This is a genomic window from Acidovorax sp. HMWF029 (genome assembly GCF_003060895.1).
Lineage (GTDB): Bacteria > Pseudomonadota > Gammaproteobacteria > Burkholderiales > Burkholderiaceae_C > Acidovorax.
In genome coordinates, this window is the sequence record NZ_QAIH01000321.1 from 463 (window position 1) to 17,742 (window position 17,280).

Below are 17,280 nucleotides of genomic sequence, written 5' to 3' on the forward strand. Positions count from 1 at the left end.
AGTCGCGCGGCGAGCGGCGTTCAACCGCCTCGGCCAGGCCCACCAGGGGCTTGAAGGCTTGCCGCACCGCCCAGTGGATGGCAAATCCAGCCGCCAGCAACAGCACCAAGTTGGGCAACAACACCCTGAGCAGCAGTTGCTGGGCCCATTTCTGGCGCGGGTCAGACCCATCGGCCAAGGCAACCACCAGCTCGCCTGCGCCCGTGCGACCACGCTGCACGGCCACCCGGTAGGTCACGCCGCCAAACTCCACACTGTGGAACTCGGGAGCCTGCGTGGTGGGCACCGCCCCATGCACCCAGCCATCCCCCAGCAGCAACCGCCCCGACGTGTCGCGCACGCTGTACGCGGAAAACCCTGCGTTCTGGCGCAGGAAGTCCTCAATCGGCGGCGCCAGCAGCAGCAAGGGTGAGGCGTTGTCACGAATGGCCGGCGCCAGCACCGAGTCGGCCAGCGCTGGCAGCAGGCGCACCAGTCGCTGGTCGTGCTGGACAGCAGCCTCATCGGCCGAACGGTAGTCCAGCCAGACTGCCACCAGCGCCAGCACACACAAGGGCAGCACCAGCATCAGCAGCAGCCGGGTCCGCAGGTCGGACGTCATGGCGCGCAAACCGGGCCGCTTTGGGGAAAAGATCCGAAGCAGCATGGCAGGTGGCAGAGTAGAAGGGGGCCGGGGCCGATGCCCCGTCAGGAGTTCTGGAGTTCCAGCCGGTAGCCGAACCCTCGGATCGACCGCAGCGCCACGCCATGGGGCTCCAGCTTGCCACGCAGGCGGGAGACATAGACCTCAACAGCGTTGGGCGTGATCTCCTTGTCCCACCCCGTCAACGCCTGCAAGAGCTTGTCTTTGCTGGCAGGTTTGGGGGCATTGATAAGCAGGTACTCCAGCACTGTCCACTCGCGCGGCCCCAGCTCGACCACCTGCTCGCCCGCGTCGCTGCGAATGCTCGCGCGGCGCCCGGCGGTGTCCAGCTCCAGCGGCCCGAAACTCAGCACCGCCGTGGTGGCCGCCTGTGAGCGGCGCAGAAGGGCCCGCAGGCGCGCCAGCAATTCGGGCAGCTCGAAGGGCTTGACCATGTAGTCGTCGGCACCCAGGTCCAGCCCCTGCACGCGGTCATGCAATGCATCACGCGCCGTGAGGATAAGCACCGGCATGGCCGGGCTGGCCATGTCCGGGCGCCGCAAGCGGCGCGTTAGCTCCAGGCCATCCATAGCGGGCAAGCCAATGTCGATAATGGCAGCGTCGAACGACTCTGTGCGCAACACCTCTTCAGCGCGCTCACCACTGCCAACCCAATCTACGGCATACCCAGCATCGGTCAGCCCCAGCTTTATGCCGCTGGCCACCATCACATCGTCTTCGACCAATAGCAAGCGCATGGCAGACCGCAGAAGTGTCAAAAATCAGTGCGACCGTATCATCGTGCCGTAGGCCTGCTCGGTCAGGATCTCCAGCAGCATGGCATGGGGCACCCGGCCATCGATGATGTGCACGGCGTTGACGCCCGCCTTGGCGGCATCCAGTGCCCCGGCGATCTTGGGCAGCATGCCGCCAGAAATCGTGCCGTCAGCGAACAACTCGTCAATGCGGCGGGCCGTCAGGTCGGTCAGCAGGTTGCCCGCCTTGTCCAACACGCCCGGGGTGTTGGTGAGCAGCACCAGCTTCTCGGCCTTGAGCACCTCGGCCAGCTTGCTGGCCACCACGTCGGCGTTGATGTTGTAGCTCTCGTTGTTCTCGCCAAAGCCGATGGGGCTGATGACGGGGATGAAGGCATCGTCCTGCAGCGCTTTCACCACGCTCGGGTCGATGGAGACGATATCACCCACCTGACCCACGTCGTGCTCAATCGCGGGGTTCTTGTTGTCCACCATCTTGAGCTTCTGGGCACGGATCATGCCGCCGTCGCGGCCCGTCAGGCCCACAGCCTTGCCGCCCGCCTGGTTGATCAAGCCCACGATGTCCTGCTGCACCTCCCCCGCCAGCACCCACTCAACCACTTCCATGGTCTCGGCATCGGTCACGCGCATGCCCTGGATGAATTCGCCCTTCTTACCCAGGCGGTTCAGGGCTGTCTCGATCTGCGGGCCACCTCCGTGTACCACCACGGGGTTCATGCCCACCAGCTTGAGCAACACCACGTCTTCGGCAAAGTCTGCCTGAAGTGCCGGGTCGGTCATGGCGTTGCCGCCGTATTTGATGACCATGGTCTTGCCATGGAACTTGCGGATGTAAGGCAGCGCCTGGGCCAGAATTTCAGCCTTGTCGCGCGGGGCAATCGAAAGAAGGTCGGTCATGGAGGCGGGCCGTCCGGAAGTAGAAAACAGTAAGGCTTAAATTGTGCCGCATTCGCAGGACGTACAGGCGCCCGCCAGTTTTTCAGCGCCCCAACACCGCAGCGCCGTGGCTACTAGGCACTGTCACCTGGGGCCCAAGTCACTGCGCCGCTCAGTGGCGCAACCAATGCGGCACCTTGAAGCGCACGATGGCTAGGTAGGCCATCACATAACTGACGACGAACAGCCCACAAAATGCCATGAGCAGCAGCGTGTTGTTCCAGAACAGCACGGCAGGCACAACCGTCAGCAGGGTAAAACCCCACAGGTAGGGCGAAGTGCGGTTGTTGCGCATCAGCATACGGCGCGACTCATCGTCGTGGAAAACCCCGCGCACAATGCGGCGGTAGATCAATTGGTGGAAATGCAGGGCATCGGCCACCCCCGGCGAAACCCCCCGCACCGCCTTGCGGTAAATCGAGAAAACCGTCTCCCAGACGGGGTAGATCAACAGCAACATGGGAAACCACGGCGAGACATCCGCATTGCGCTGCACCAGGGAGATACTGGCCATGGCAATCACCACGCCCCATACATAGGCCCCACCATCCCCCGCAAACAGCATGCCCCGCGGGTAGTTCCAGACCAGGAACCCACCCGTGGCCGCCGCCGTGGACACCAGCAGCGCCGCCAGCGCCCGATCCCCCACCTGCAGGGCCACATGGGCCAGCGCCAGACAGACAATCAGTGCCACCATGCCCGCCAGGCCGTTGTAGCCATCGATGATGTTGAAGGCATGGGGCAGACCGGCAACGGCCAGCACCACAATGGCGACACCCAACCAAGGGGCAGCGGCCAGCACAGCATCCAGCCAGGGCCAACCCATGCGGGGAAGTGTCAGATTCAGCAAGACAACAGCCAGTACACCCGATGCACTGGTGAGCATCAGGCGGTAACGGACCGAAAGGCGCTGGGTCATGTCTTCAGCAATCCCCCCCACCGCAGCGGGCAGCAACACCGCCAGCCATCCCCAAACCCAGGCCCCAAGCCTTAGCGAGCCGGGATCGCCCCACTGCACTGACTGCAACACACCCAGGCTCCATCCACAACCGATGCCCAGAAGCAGCGCAGCTCCGCCCAAACGTGGGACATCCCCAAAGTGAAAGCGCTGCGGCATGCCATTGCCGTATGCGGAAGCGTGGCTGCGCATCCACCGCACGATCAACCCGGCCGCCAGCGCAACCACCACAAAAGCCACTAGAGACAACCAAATCATGAGCGGCCGATGGTACCCGTGCTTGCCGGCCCGGCCCGTAACAAAAGGCGCGCCTTCGCATAAACCGGCGAACTCCACAGCCTCAACAGGCTGCGCACATGCCACCGCAAATGACTCCACCGCCTGTGACTGGCACGCTGCCCAGCATGCACCACACGCACTGGCACCCGCACCAAAGTGCGCCCCAGCAAACGGATGCGCAGGCAAAGATCCACATCTTCACAATACATGAAATAGGCCTCATCGAATCCACCGACCGCTTGCCATACGGGTTGCGGGAGCACCATGCAGGCGGCATTCACCCAATCGACCTGGCTCTCGCCGCGCCCCAGAAGGCGGCGCCGCAAAAGCGCCCAAGGGGTAGGCAATTCGCGCTCGCTGTCTTGCAGCCGCCCCTTCTCATCCAGTTGTACCGGGTAAGCACAACCAGCCCCTGGCTGCCATACAGCTTGCACAAGAAGCGCAAAGGGATCCCCAGCGCCAAGCCCGACATCAGGATTGAGCACACAGACTGCGGACTCCTCAGCCCCCGCCAAAGCCCGGTTGTGGTTGGCACCAAATCCGGCAGGCACTGCATTTTTGACAATTTGAAACACAAACGGCCACCCGTCGGCTGGGGCTTCGGGCTCAGCCTCAGGCAAATTTTGCGTCAGCACCACACGCCCGACTGTCTCCGCAGACAGCCGTGCCAAATCGTTCAGCAAGGCCTGGACCAGCGGCCCATGACCATGGCTGACCACTGAAACTACAAGACCGCACCGTGAGATTGAGGAGACGTTCATCAAGGCGCTATTGTCCCAGTTCTAGCACCGCCCCTGTTAAGTGCACTCGCCCCACCGTCATAATCCCCGGATGACGCATTCAACGGAAGATTTGCACGTTTATCTGCGCAGTATCACAGCGGGCGAACGCACTTCGCTGTCGGTATTGGCCAGTCTGATTCACAACAATGCAACGGTGCTGGACCTGGGCTGCGGCAGTGGCGCACTGGGACGGCACCTCACCGAAACGCAGAATTGCACGGTGGACGGCGTCACTCTCAGTGAAGCGGAAGCCGCCCTGGCCAAGCCCTACTACCGCCGTTTGGTAGTGGACAACCTAGAGTCATGCGACTTGATTGCTACTTTCGAAGGCCAGCAATACGATTACATTGTGTGCGCGGACGTACTGGAGCACCTGAGTCGCCCCGAAAAGGTCTTGGATGCTTGCCGCAAACTGCTTGAACCCAGCGGAAAACTGCTCATTTCTGTCCCCAATGCAGGGTACAGCGGCCTCGTGGCCGAGTTGCTGGAGGGGGAGTTTCGGTATCGAGAGGAAGGGCTGCTTGACCGCACGCACCTACGTTTCTTCACCCGCAAATCTCTGAAGCGTTTTCTCAGCGAGTACCGCTGGGCCGCGGACTCCATCGACACCATCGTCCGGGAGCTCCCAGAATCGGAGTTCGATGTCGCTTTTGACCGCCTGCCTCCCTCGGTAGCGCGACACCTACTGGGCATCCCCGATGCACTAACCTACCAGTTCATCTGTGTCACCCACCCAACAGCCGAGGCGATACACACGATGGCGCCCGCTGCGCCCTCCGAAACGCCTGCTCAGGCCCTATTTACGACCCAACTTTATCTTGGTTATGCGGGTCGATACGACGAGACCCACAAGCTAACGGCATCGGGGGTCATTGGCCTGGAGCGCCAAACCCTTTGCTTCGATCTACCCAGCTCAGAAACACCCGTCACTCACCTGCGCCTGGATCCTGCCGATCGCCCAGGTTTCGTCCACCTGTACCGACTGACATTGCGCACAGCGCAAGGAAACGTTTTGTGGCAATGGGCGACCAACTCCGGGTCGCGATCACTTTTGGCCGCCACGCCCCACAATCAGATTGTCTGGCACGCCCCACTACCCGCTGCGTCCGGCGCCACACTATTGCTACTTGCCGGGGACGAGCCCTGGTTTGAACTGCCCATTCCCACCGAAGTCCTCGCCAACAGCCCACAAGACAGCACCAAGCTAGAAGTCGAAATGGGTTGGCCCATGTCGGCAGACTATGTCGCTTTGTCTGGCACGGTGCTTCCACTGCATGACCGCATCGCTCAGCTGGAAACCAACTGCCGTGACACTGCGAGCAGGCTGAATCAAACGCAGACAGACCTAGCTGCCACACAAAACCGCAACCAGATCCTGGAAGAAGCCAGCCAGGCCGCATCCCGGCAGCGTGCCACTTGGCAGCAAGAAGCCACTCGACTTCGCAGCGACTTGGACGAACTGGCCCAGCACCTACGCAACATCGAAACCTCTACCGTGTTCCGCGCCACCCGCCCCATTGTTCACGCCAAGATGCGCCTGGACCGACTCCTGGGCCGAGGCCCCAAGGCAGCCCAATCAGCCAAGCCTGCCCATCAACCCACACCCACCGCGCCCTCCCGGCACCCTGTGGACATCATTGTTCCCGTGTACCGCGGCCTGGCTGACACCCGGTTGTGCATTGAATCTGTGCTGGCCAGCACCAACCAGTGCGCCTGGCGTCTGATTGTCATCAACGATGCCAGCCCTGAACCCGAGGTCACGGATTGGCTTCGCGAGCGCGCGGCACAAGATCACCGCATCACCCTGCTGGAAAACACCGAAAACCTGGGTTTTGTCGGCACGGTGAACCGGGGCATGGGGCTGAGCGATAGCAACGACGTACTGCTTCTCAACAGCGACACCGAAGTCGCCAATGACTGGCTGGACCGCATACGCCGCGCCGCTTATGGCGATAGCAAGGTAGCTTCGGTCACTCCATTTTCAAACAACGCCACCATCTGTAGCTATCCCCGATTCTGCAAGGACAACAACCTGCCAGCCGGCTACGACACTGCACGGCTGGATGCCCTGTGTGCCCAGACCAACCCCGGTGCGGTTGTGGACGTGCCCACAGGCGTAGGTTTTTGCATGTACATCCGGCGCGATTGCCTCGCGCAAGTCGGCCTTTTTGACACCGAGAACTTCGGCAAAGGCTACGGCGAAGAAAACGACTTCTGCCAGCGAGCGGCAGAGGCGGGCTGGCGCAACCTGCACCTGCTCGACACCTTTGTGCTGCACACTGGTGGAGTGAGTTTTGGCGACAGCAAGAGCCCCCGCGAACGCGCGGCCATGGAAACACTGCGCCGCCTGCACCCCCGCTACGAACGGGATGTGATGGCTTTTGTGAAGGCCGATCCTGCGCAGCCTTACCGACTGGCACTTGACATTGCCCGCATGCGCCAAACTCACTTGCCTATAGTTCTAGCAGTGCTGCACGACCGCGCGGGCGGCACTGTACGCCATGTGAGGGAATTGGCGACACACATGGGTGAGCAAGCCCTTTTTCTCACACTCACTCCCGCGCCTGATCAGTCTGTTCGATTGCAATGGGCCGACGAGTCCGAAGGCTTTCTACTGCAATTCAGCTTAACAAAACAATCTGCCGAGTTCCTTGATGCCATGCGCTGGCTGGGAGTGGCTCATATCCACTACCACCATCTGCTCGGACATGATGAGAGCATCCTAGACCTGCCCCACCAGTTGGGCGTGCAGTATGACTTCACCGCGCATGATTTCTACAGCTACTGCGCGCACATTTCCCTGACCGGTCTAGACAATCGCTACGCCGGAGACGCAGCCCCCGGCCAATGCCAATGCTGCCGCCCCGAGAGTGCAGCCCCACAGGCTGGCACTATTGGCCAATGGCGCCACCGTAACGTCCATTTCCTGACAGCTGCTCGCTACGTGCTCGCCCCCAGTCATGATACAGCCCGGCGAATTTCGGGATTCGCGCCGGGTGCTCGACTGCTCGTAGTCCCCCATACGGATATCAGCACCACGGCTCCCCTGCCAACACCATCACCCCAGGTACGCGCGGATGGATTTGTACTCAAGGTCGTCGTGCTCGGTGCCCTAAGCGCAATCAAGGGCGCTGATCTGCTGGAATCCGTCGCCATCGAAGCCGCCCGCCGCAATGCCCCCATCGAATTTCACCTGCTCGGCTATGGCTATCGCCACCTGCAAACACAACCGCGCGCCCACCTGACGGTACATGGCGCCTACGAAGACAAGGATCTGGCACACCTGCTGGCTTGGCTAAGGCCCGATTTGGCATGGTTTCCAGCGCAATGGCCTGAAACGTACAGCTACACCCTGAGTGCTTGCCTCGAAGCCGGCCTCCCTGCCGTGGCACCAGACCTGGGTGCATTTGCCGAGCGCCTCCATGAGCGCAGCTGGAGCTGGGTGGAGCGCTGGAATCAGACCCCAGCGGAATGGCTAGATACCTTCCTGCGCATGCGCGAACAAAACTTTGCAAACGCCCAACCTCCGGCGGCTCTGGCCCTTCCCGCGCCACTGGCCCATGCCGTGCAGGCGGCCAAGTCATCGGACGCGATGTGGCACTACAAGGATAACTACCTGCAAGGCATCACCCCCCCTCAATCCACGGCGGCTTTGACGCTGGAGTTTCTAGAGGCGCACCGCGCACCGGTTGCGTCCGGCGAAGGCGCTCGCTCGCTCTTGCTATCTGGCGTTGTCCGCCTGCGCTCTCACCAGCTTCTGAGGGGTGTTGCCAAGCAAATACCCCAGCATTGGCAGACTCGGATCAAGAACTGGCTAAGTGCATAAAGCGCGGCAGGTCAGCCCTCTATTCCCCACCGCCCAAGGAGACGAGGGTTAGAAGCCCGAAAGATCAATAGCAGGCGCAACGCCTGAATCAGACGCCTAGTGCTATTTCATTGATAGCATTTGGCGCGTTTTTGTTTATCACAAAGCTCCATTCTTCGAGCTACGCATGCGCGGCCCACATTTCCCTGTTCCGCCTCTGTCAGCCTAAAACAGGGATAGCTGCGTACATCAATCAGGCCTTACCACGGCCAAACACACGAACATGCAAGGTAGCAATACAAGTTCTTCATTTGCCTAGAAGAAGGAACACCTCGTTGTTCAGCAACAGCTCATCGGGGTACCTGCCGCGTAGGCCCGGGGGTATTTCAATGTCCACGTGCCGACGCTCCTGCCGGACCACGTGAAACCCGGCCTCCACAGTCAACGCTACCAACTCATCGGCGGTCAATCGGTTGAGAGCGCGGTACTCGTTGAAGACAAACTTCTTATACCCATCCACGCCGAAGTCAGCGAAGCCGAAATCCACCTCCGACGCATCCATGGGCCCCACGTGCTCCTGAATCACCTTCCACAGCGACTCTTCACTGGCCAGCAGATGATGCCAAGGCACATCATCGTAGCGGCGCAGGTGTGACCCAAAGGGAGAGTAGAACAACGGCTCGATCTGAATGAAGAAGTACCCTCCTGGGCGCAGGCAGGCGTACAAATCTGCAAATATGGGGGCGAGCTGGTCGCACTGCACATGCTCAAAGGTAGACCAGCTCATGATGCCGTCAACCAAAGGGCGCTTGCCGGCCAGGGGAGCACCAGGAGTGATGGTTTCGAAGGTCAGCGCCGACGGAACACGCCGCATGCCCAGTTGCTCCTTTGCAATGCGGGGCAGCTTTGCGTATTCGCGGCGGATATCCACTCCGTGGATATCTGTTGCTCCGTAGCGCAACACCAAAGACAAATCGGTGATGCCATCACCGCAGCCAAAGTTCAGAAACCGGGAAGTGTGCACATCAAGCACGCTCCCCACCCAGTGATAGACCACATCGGCAGCGTACTCAAAATGCGCCCGAAACCATTCATCACTGATTTTCTCTACGTCCCAAGGAGACAACCCCCACACCCGCTCTTGCAGCTTCAGCCACCAGTTGCTGTTCATCGCATCTCCAGAGGTCGCGTTTCCATTACTAGTCCAGCCCAACAAAACTGAGGCGCACAAGCCCCTGACGAGCAGCATGTATGCTCATTCGCCATCAGGGTTTGCGCACCACGTAGGCGTCCTGGTGGTTCCAGAAGTGCACAGGGGCTTTGTGCACCAGCTTGTCGGCCCCCATGGTTTCGGCAATACGTGCCAGAACGAAGGCTTCGGAAGTGAAGGTGGTTCCATACTCCTGCCCATCAATCGCCGTCGATTCGCTCGACGCCGCGAAAAAGAAGCCTTCACTGTCCAGCTTTACCTGGTCAAAGTTGGCAGCCTTGATGCCGTGGGTGCTGAACACCAGAAGCCCACCAGGAGCCACAGCTTCGTACAAGACCTTGAGCCACCGCGACCAGGTGGAGCGCGGCAAGTGGCTGAAGAGGGACAACACGAAGACCAGGTCATAGCGGCCAGGCCACTGCACGGCCTCCGGGACACTAGCCGACAGGAACCCGTCCACACCAAAAGCGCTACGCGAAAAGCTCACAGCGCCAGGCACCACATCAGATACCACCACGCGTGCGGAGCCCAGTGCTTTGGCAAGATGGCGGGTGAATCTGCCATGGCCACTTGCAAACTCAAGCACTCGGCCCGTTTTGAGCAGTGGCTGGTCCACGGCTTCCAGCAACAGCATCAACTCAGACAATGTCCGCCATCCATCCGCCAAATAGTCGCGCAGGGGGTTCTTGCTCGAATGATGCCCAGCAAAAAAACCGAAGATATCGTCTTCGGCACAAATGGTGCAATCCAGCCCCATCACATTCGAGAACGAGCCAATAAGGTCATTGTCCTCAATCAGCGCATGTGCCGCCAGCAGCACATCGCGCTCGTCTCGAGCCCTGGCCAGTACCTGAGCGGCACCGGCGCGGTCGCCTCGCAAAAGCAGCTCTCGCCCCTCCTCCAGCAATCGCTGGCCTGGGGTTGCATCGCAGGAGGATGATGTAGTCATAGGTCGTCAGATGGTCGAATCGATCAAAGCCCTCCATTATCGGAGCGCTGTCGGCTACAGGGCTGGCACAGAACACGCCAAGCGGGCATAAGGCCAGAGCTTTAGGGTGCCCAGAAACTCTTCGTTACTATTCAGCCCCCGCCAGTAGCCTCTACCGAGTTCTAACTCCAGTGATGCGGAAGCCGCACCAAACCCGGCAGGGGCTTCGGAAAGATGAACCGGAAGTGCAAGAACTGAAACCACTCGTCGTACACGGCCAGCCCCGTCTCATCAAACAGGAAGGCACTGATCACATAGTCGCCACTGTGCAACGGCAGGTCGGGAAACGTCAGCACCGACTGCCACACTCCATCCTCCAGCTGCATGGGCGCCGCACCATCTTCATGCGTGGCCAGAGAGGTAATGCCAACTCCCTTGGATTGCTCAATCATGAAGCCTATGTGGGGCCGCTCTGTACCGCGCCCTCGGGCCCGGATGGTCACAATCAGGTCTTGCCCCTGCAGCACTGGTGGTTGCCCTTCCATCGCGTGCTCAAGCCGCGCCACATCCACAGACAGAATGCAGGCACCGCCTCCGGCAGCCTCAACGGGCTTCGTGTGTTGCACGGCAGCGTGCTGCGGTGCTTCGCGGCCTTCAGGCTGCGCCAGGCCTTTGTCGCCTACCGATGCAGGTAGGTCTTCGCTGTCGGAGCTGCTACCCCCGGATGCTGAGGCCTCGCGCTCCCGGGTGTAAACGTCATAGGCGGCCAGCACCGCCTCCGTGTCACCAAACTGCGCCACCCGTCCGCCCTTGAGCCACAGCGCACGGTCGCAGAGGTGCCGAATGTGGTACGGGCTGTGTGAACAAAACAAAATGGTGCAGCCGTTGTTACGAAATGCGGTGATGCGCTCAACACACTTTTTCTGAAAGTTCTGGTCGCCGACCGCGAGCGCCTCGTCGATGATCAATACGTCGGGTTGAACGGCTGTGACCAACGCAAAGGCCAGGCGCACCGTCATGCCCGAGGAGTAAGTCTTTACAGGCCTGTCCAGCGCCTCGCCCAACTCACAAAATGCAATGATCCCCGGCTCCAGCCGGGCCATTTCATCTCGGTTGATACCAATCAGGCTACCGGCAAAATACAGATTGTCACGCCCACTGAAATCAGGGTGAAAGCCCGCGCCCAATTCCAAGATGGCGGTGACACGCCCCACGCGGACAATGCGCCCATGGCTAGGCTGCAATGTACCCGCCAATAGCTTGAGCAAGGTGCTTTTGCCCGCCCCGTTGTCGCCAATCACGCCAATGCACTCACCGCGCTGAAGTTCGAACGACACATCGTTCAGGGCCCAATGGCTGCGGTGCGTGGCCTTGCCGGTAACAAGGGCTCGCAGACGCGCACGCGGCGTGGGGTACAACTTGTACTCTTTGCCCACCCCCTGCACACTCAGTACAGTGGCAGCAGCGCCACCGCCAGTCCGCCCTTGTTGCTGACGCTCATCGAATGCTGTCATAGCCACCGTCATAGCCAATCCACCAACTGGTCACGGCTGCGCTTGACCACCACGTTCAGCAGCAGTGCCACAACCAGCAGCCAGGCCGAAGACACCCACCACACGCTCGCAGGCGGCCAGACCCCCTGCAGCAATATCTGCTGGTAACCCTGCACCAGCGCCGTCATGGGATTGACCCAAAGCACCCAGCGCCATGCCTCTGGAAAAAGGCTGAGCGGAAACAGAATAGGCGACAGGTAAATCCCGACCGACAGTAAGAACCCCACCAGTTGCACGGTGTCCCGCAGGGCAGCCGCCAGCACCGCAAGCAAGTAACCCAGAAGAAAGCACAACAGCAACTGCAACCCCAACAAGGGGACAAAGCTCAGAACAGCTGCATTGAAATGGTGTAGCGGGGCATAGATCAACACCACAAGCGCCAGCAAAGGGCCGTAGATCAAACCACTGGCCAGTACAGCGCGAGCCGTAAACAATACGGGCGGCAAAGGGTTCTTCTGCAACAGCCCGCCCGCCTCAATCAGGCTGTTCATGCCCCGCGACACGGCGTCGCAGAAGGCCATCCACGGCAGCGCGCCCACGATAAGGAAAGTGCCCACAGCATGCGACGGAGCCCCCACCCCCAAGCGCATGGAGAAAACAACGTCGAATACCAGGTAGTACGCAGCCACCGTCAGCAGAGGTTGTAGGTAGGGCCACAGCACTCCCGCAGCCGTGCCCGAGTGGCGGGCCGCGAGTTCGCGTCGGGTCAGCACCCAGACCAGTGCGCGTGCTCGCCAAAGGGCCCGCATTTCATTCAACAAGATCAGCATGGTGCCGAAACAGACTCGCTACGAAGCAAAAAACCCGCTCAACGCGGGGTGGGTAAGGTCTTGGCCGAGATGGGCGCAATGGCGCCACACCTCAGCTGCATCAAGCTTGGCAAGCACACACCACATGGCTGTGTCTGCCAACCAACAACCGCATCGCCAGATTTACTTGGCAGCCTTGTAGCTCGCCGCAAAAGCGTCGATGGCTTCATGGTTGATCTTGGCGCCTTGCTGGATCTTTTGGGCCTCGGCCACGCGTGCATCTTGTGCAGCAGTGGTACGCACTTCCTTCATCAGCTCTTCGCGCACTTCTTCAAAAGCGCGAGTTCGCGGTGGACGGCGGTCATCAAGCTGCAGAATGTGATAACCAAACTTGGTCTCGACAAGGCCGCTGATTTCGCCCGGCTTGCTCAACGCAAAGGCGGCAGTTTCAAACTCGGGCACCATGCGCCCCTTGGTGAAATAGCCCAGTTCGCCACCCTTGGCAGCGCTGCCCGTGTCGGCGGAGCGCTCTTTGGCCAGTGCAGCAAAGTCAGCCCCCTTTTTCAGCTCGTCCAGCACCTGCTCAGCCTTGGCACGGGACTCGGGTGTTTTCTCGGCCAGCAGAATGTGGCGAATCTTGACCTCTTCGTCTGCCTTGAAACGGTCGGGCTTGGCACGGTAGATATTGCGGGCCAGAGCCTCCACAGCGGCATCGGAGGGCACAGCCTTCTTGTCGATATGTTCCAGCATGGCGTCTGACAGCACCTTGTCACGGGCCACCTTGAGGGCGGCGGCTACCTGCGGGTTCTTGTCCAGCCCCTCAGCGGCAGCACGCTCCGCAAACACGCGGCGCGCATACAAGTTAGACGCCACCTGCATCACGGTCTCGGTTTTCTGGAGCACGACAGAGCGCATTTCGGGCGGCATGCGCAATGAATCGGCCTGCATGTCCTGCACCGTAATGGCCACCGACTCACCTTGAATCAGTGCGGCAGCAGCAGGGTCTGCAGCCTGGGCAGTGGTTGCACACAACACCAATGCAGCAGTAGCAGTAACAGCAGCTGCATGACGGATTTGCACGGAAAAACAGCGGTTCATGGTTGGTTTCATCAGCCAGTTTCAAGCAGTTAAAAAAAAAGGCGGGGGAAGCCCCCCGCCTTTTTGGATCGCATTGCTGCGATTAAGTGCCCACGAATTACTTCGTGAAGCGGTGTGGCCAAGTGATACCGTAGGTGCCAACTGTGCCAGCAGCGGCTTGGGGGTTCGTCAGCTTGATGAACGAAGCACCCAGGATTGGCAGGCCAGCTTGCGAGTTGTACACAGTTGCGTTAGCTGCGCCAAGGCCGGTCGTAGCATTGCCTGCACCCAGGGTAGAAGTGAAGGAGTTAGCAGTGCTCACAACGCTCCAGCCGTTGGTGAACGGGCCAGAAGCAGCGCCAGCTGCGACGTTTTGACGTGCAACGCTAGCAGCCAGCACCGAGTTACCGGTGTCAGCAAAGCTCAGCACGCTGGTTTCGCCGCAGAAACGGGTTTGCGAGACAGAACCTGGCGAGAACACGGCACCCGAAGTGCGCGACTGCTCTTCACGATCCCAGAAAGATTGACCGGTGGAGTTCACGCAGATCAAACCGCCTTCGGTCGTGGTGTTCTCAGGAGCGAACCAAACCTTGTAGCTGGCAGCCACAGCTGGATTAGCGCCAGGGAAGTTGGCAGCATCAGTCAGCGTGGTGTACAGACGGTAGCCAGCGGCCGTAGTAGCCGTAGCTGCATAGTTAGCAGCCACGCTGTAGCGGCGGGTAGGCATCGAGAACACCCAGTCGGTCTTAGCCGAGATGGAAGCATCATTCGCGTACTGGTTGGTGATGGAAGTCACAGCCAGAGCTTGCGTCAGGTTGAATGCTTGAACGCGAGTGTCAACAGCAACACCAGCAACAGCCGTATAAGGCGTGGACAGGTCAGGCAGATCGTAGTTAGCAGCGCGCAGAGCAGCCGTGGTCACAGCAGCGTTGGCGTTGTCACGCGTGAAAGCCACGCGGAACAGCGGATCAGACGTGAACGACTCTGGAGTAGGAGCTGCCGTAGCGTTTTGTGGGAAGTGGACGAAGTTACCGCGACCTGCAGCACCGCCAGCGCCAACCGTTGCCAGCAGAGACGTAGCAGCACCAGCAAACGTGGTCGACTGAGCCACATTGATGATGTACCAGTCACCCATCAAACCAGAGGTAGGCGTATCCAGACCCAGCGCACGAACGTTAGCCTGCGTACTCAGGTTCACGAGCGTAGCGTCCAGGGCAGCTTGCGTGCAAGGAGCCGTACCATTCACGTGCTTGATAGCCGTGTACAGCGTGCTGTTTGCATTGTTCGTTGCGCCGTAGATCTTGGATGCATCGATGTCAGCCATGTTGAAAATTTCAACGTAGCCTTCACGCGTTTGGTTAGCAATGTTGCCCACCTTGTCGCTCAGACGATCGGTAACGAAGGGCTGAGAAACACCCTTGTTCAGCTTAGGCAAGGTGCAAGTGCCATCAGCAGTGGTCAGCTCTGCAACACCGCTAGCGCCAGCCGTCACAGCAGCAGTCCACACGTCGCCAGGCGACAGGAACACTTGGAAGTCCAGAATGTCGTCGGAGTTGGCAGCGGAGCGGAAACGCACCTTAGCCAGCTTGCCGTGCACAGTGTCGGTATTCACCACATGCAAAACGGTCATGTTGCCGTTTTGCGCATTGAAGTAAGGCACCACCAGGGAGTGACCAGCGCCACCCTGGGAGACGCTCAAGGCCGTAGCATTGGTCGCAGTCAGCAGGGTGCGGTCAGCAACGTAAACGCCATCCGCACCGGGAGCACCAGTACCGACAACCACATCCGCGGAAGCCAGGCCTGCAAAGCCCAGGCCACCAATCATGGCAGCAATGCTCAGGGCCAGAACATTTTTCTTCATATCAAGAACTCCAGTTAAAAAAGTTGGTAAGCGCAACTACCACGATTGATTACGCTAAGGGATGGTAGCACAGCGTATCAGGACGTTCCATCACGCTTGCACCGTAAAAAACCCGTTTGTTGAAGAAATGCAACACTGTTTTGCTGGTGCAGCGGATCCCCCCCAAAAAGGCGAAGTAGCAGCACCCTTTACAGGTCTTGGTGGTGCCACCACTGGCCGTCCTCGAGCAGCCAAGTCTCGTCGAGATACGTGTCTATGTTAGCGATCTTCAGGCCCGCCAGAGCAGGCGTCACACTCAATTTGAGGCGTGCCACGCATTTTTCTGGCTCGCAGGTGACTTTTGTCACTTCAACCCCCTGCACGGCAGCTGCCGTGCCGAACTGCATTTTGAACTGGTCCAGCGTGCGCACCTGGCGGTACGAAGGAGGCGTCAAGGCGTACACCTTGTCCAGCTGGCCCGCCTGCCGGGCTTTCCAGTAGGCGGCAGCGCGCTGCTCAACGGCAGCTTCGGGCGTCGAAGCACCCATGGTGGCGCAGCCAGCCAGCACCAGCGCGCTGAGCGCCAGAGCGCCAGCACCCAAACTGCGCGATAAAAATGTTGTAGCCATGGTTGTCAAAAAGTCCTTGTGATTAAAACGCAACAAAAATGCACCAAACGCACCAGTCGCGAACATGTGGCGTTGTCAGCCACCCATTCACCACGCCCCCTTAGTTTGAGGGTGCCGTGCGCTGCGGTACGGAGTCTGTGGTCAGAGGTTTGGTTCCGGCACCCAGATTTTCAACGCCCTGCAATCCACGCAGGCGGTCACGCAAGTCCTCGCTCACTTCGCGGATGTCGATGTCGGTGCGCACCACGCGCGGGGTCAGGATCACCAGCAGCTCGGTGCGGTTGTTGTTATTGCGGTTGGTACCAAACACTTTGCCCAGGATGGGAATGTCTTGCAACAGGGGTACGCCGGTTTTGCCGGTGGTGGTGTTGTCGCGGATCAGCCCGCCCAAAACGATGGATTCGCCCGAGCGGACAGCAACCTTGCTGCTGATTTGGCGCTGCAAGAATGCGGGCTGGCCGTTGGCACTGGTCACTGCGTCACCCACCTCTGTCACGGTCTGGTCTACCTGCATGGTGACCAAATTGCCCGAATTGACAGACGGGGTCACCGTGAGGCCGACGCCCGTGTCTTTGTATTGAATAGTGTCAGTGACTGTGTTGGCGGTGTCACTGGTAATGGTGGCACTTCGTATTGGCTGCTGGCTACCCACCGTAATAGCTGCGGTGTGGTTGTCCAATACCATCAGCGACGGGCTTGAAATCACCTTGAGCTGCGATTTTTCAGACAAGGCTTGCAGCACAGCACGGGTGGTGCCGCCCTTGCGCAGCAAGTATGAGAAACCTTGAGCAACGCCACCCAAAGCGCCCCCCGTCAGGCCGCTGATGTTCCCGGCGCCCGTGAAGCTGCTACCGTCCCTGCTATCGGTAAATGCCCACTGCACGCCATAGTTCAGGATGTCGCCCAGCGTCACCTCGACGATGGTGGCTTCAATCAGCACCTGGGTAGGCGGCAGATCCAGCCTTTTGAGGGTTGCCTCAATTTTGAGGTATTCGGCACGTGTACCCCACACAAGAATGGCATTGTTCAGCTCATCGGCCATTACCCGAATGCTGCCGATGGTTGCCACCAAGGCACCCGACTGCTGCGCGCCTTGCTGCCCTTGGGCGCCTGCGCCTAACTGCCCCGTGGTACGC

At 59.9% G+C, this 17,280-nt stretch carries 14 protein-coding genes; 1 reads left to right on the forward strand and 13 read right to left on the reverse strand.

What is annotated here, in order from left to right; genetic code table 11:
* The 5 genes from DBR12_RS23360 to DBR12_RS21215 form a co-directional block, all read right to left on the reverse strand.
* The coding region (locus DBR12_RS23360; RefSeq protein ID WP_233245021.1) for a sensor histidine kinase N-terminal domain-containing protein at window positions 1-601 on the reverse strand (601 nt) is incomplete at its 3' end.
* A gap of 86 nt (window positions 602-687) precedes the next feature.
* Window positions 688-1,380: a response regulator transcription factor gene (locus DBR12_RS21200; protein ID WP_108619031.1), complete on the reverse strand. Its 693-nt coding sequence runs from the start codon at window positions 1,378-1,380 to the stop codon at window positions 688-690.
* Between the two features lie 24 nt (window positions 1,381-1,404).
* Window positions 1,405-2,295, reverse strand: coding sequence for an acetylglutamate kinase (gene argB, locus DBR12_RS21205; RefSeq protein WP_094288851.1), 891 nt, complete (start codon window positions 2,293-2,295; stop codon window positions 1,405-1,407).
* Window positions 2,296-2,446: 151 nt separating this feature from the next.
* Complete coding sequence (locus DBR12_RS21210; protein ID WP_108619032.1) at window positions 2,447-3,550, reverse strand: glycosyltransferase; 1,104 nt, start codon at window positions 3,548-3,550, stop codon at window positions 2,447-2,449.
* Window positions 3,547-4,332 (reverse strand): glycosyltransferase family 2 protein, encoded by a 786-nt coding sequence (locus DBR12_RS21215; RefSeq protein ID WP_199226754.1) that lies wholly within the window; start codon window positions 4,330-4,332, stop codon window positions 3,547-3,549. The genes DBR12_RS21210 and DBR12_RS21215 overlap by 4 nt, the downstream gene beginning before the upstream one ends.
* 70 nt (window positions 4,333-4,402) lie before the next feature.
* Here DBR12_RS21215 and DBR12_RS21220 point away from each other — a divergent pair, with 70 nt between their 5' ends.
* A complete protein-coding gene (locus tag DBR12_RS21220) occupies window positions 4,403-8,179 on the forward strand; it encodes a methyltransferase domain-containing protein (protein ID WP_108619033.1) in 3,777 nt (1,258 codons plus the stop codon).
* Window positions 8,180-8,465: 286 nt separating this feature from the next.
* Here the strand turns inward: DBR12_RS21220 and DBR12_RS21225 are convergent, their stop codons facing one another.
* From DBR12_RS21225 to DBR12_RS21260, 8 genes are all read right to left on the reverse strand, one after another.
* On the reverse strand, window positions 8,466-9,329 hold the full coding sequence (locus DBR12_RS21225; protein WP_108619034.1) for a cyclopropane-fatty-acyl-phospholipid synthase family protein: 864 nt from the start codon (window positions 9,327-9,329) through the stop codon (window positions 8,466-8,468).
* A 94-nt stretch (window positions 9,330-9,423) separates the two neighbouring features.
* Entirely contained in the window at window positions 9,424-10,317 is an 894-nt protein-coding gene (locus DBR12_RS21230; protein WP_108619035.1) for a bifunctional 2-polyprenyl-6-hydroxyphenol methylase/3-demethylubiquinol 3-O-methyltransferase UbiG, read from the reverse strand.
* A 161-nt stretch (window positions 10,318-10,478) separates the two neighbouring features.
* Window positions 10,479-11,810: an ABC transporter ATP-binding protein gene (locus tag DBR12_RS21235; protein WP_108619040.1), complete on the reverse strand. Its 1,332-nt coding sequence runs from the start codon at window positions 11,808-11,810 to the stop codon at window positions 10,479-10,481.
* An 8-nt stretch (window positions 11,811-11,818) separates the two neighbouring features.
* Window positions 11,819-12,619, reverse strand: coding sequence for an ABC transporter permease (locus DBR12_RS21240; RefSeq protein WP_108619036.1), 801 nt, complete (start codon window positions 12,617-12,619; stop codon window positions 11,819-11,821).
* Window positions 12,620-12,781: 162 nt separating this feature from the next.
* The gene (locus DBR12_RS21245) at window positions 12,782-13,696 is read right to left on the reverse strand and encodes a peptidylprolyl isomerase (protein WP_233245023.1); all 915 of its coding nucleotides are present in this window, start codon (window positions 13,694-13,696) and stop codon (window positions 12,782-12,784) included.
* Window positions 13,697-13,793: 97 nt separating this feature from the next.
* Window positions 13,794-15,536, reverse strand: a complete 1,743-nt coding sequence (locus DBR12_RS21250) for a cell surface protein (protein WP_108619037.1) — start codon at window positions 15,534-15,536, stop codon at window positions 13,794-13,796.
* A 188-nt stretch (window positions 15,537-15,724) separates the two neighbouring features.
* Complete coding sequence (locus tag DBR12_RS21255) at window positions 15,725-16,144, reverse strand: hypothetical protein (RefSeq protein ID WP_108619038.1); 420 nt, start codon at window positions 16,142-16,144, stop codon at window positions 15,725-15,727.
* Window positions 16,145-16,244: 100 nt separating this feature from the next.
* Window positions 16,245-17,213 carry a type II secretion system protein GspD gene (locus tag DBR12_RS21260; protein ID WP_233245025.1) on the reverse strand — a complete coding sequence of 323 codons (969 nt, stop codon included), beginning with the start codon at window positions 17,211-17,213 and terminating at the stop codon, window positions 16,245-16,247.
* Window positions 17,214-17,280 lie beyond the last annotated feature (67 nt).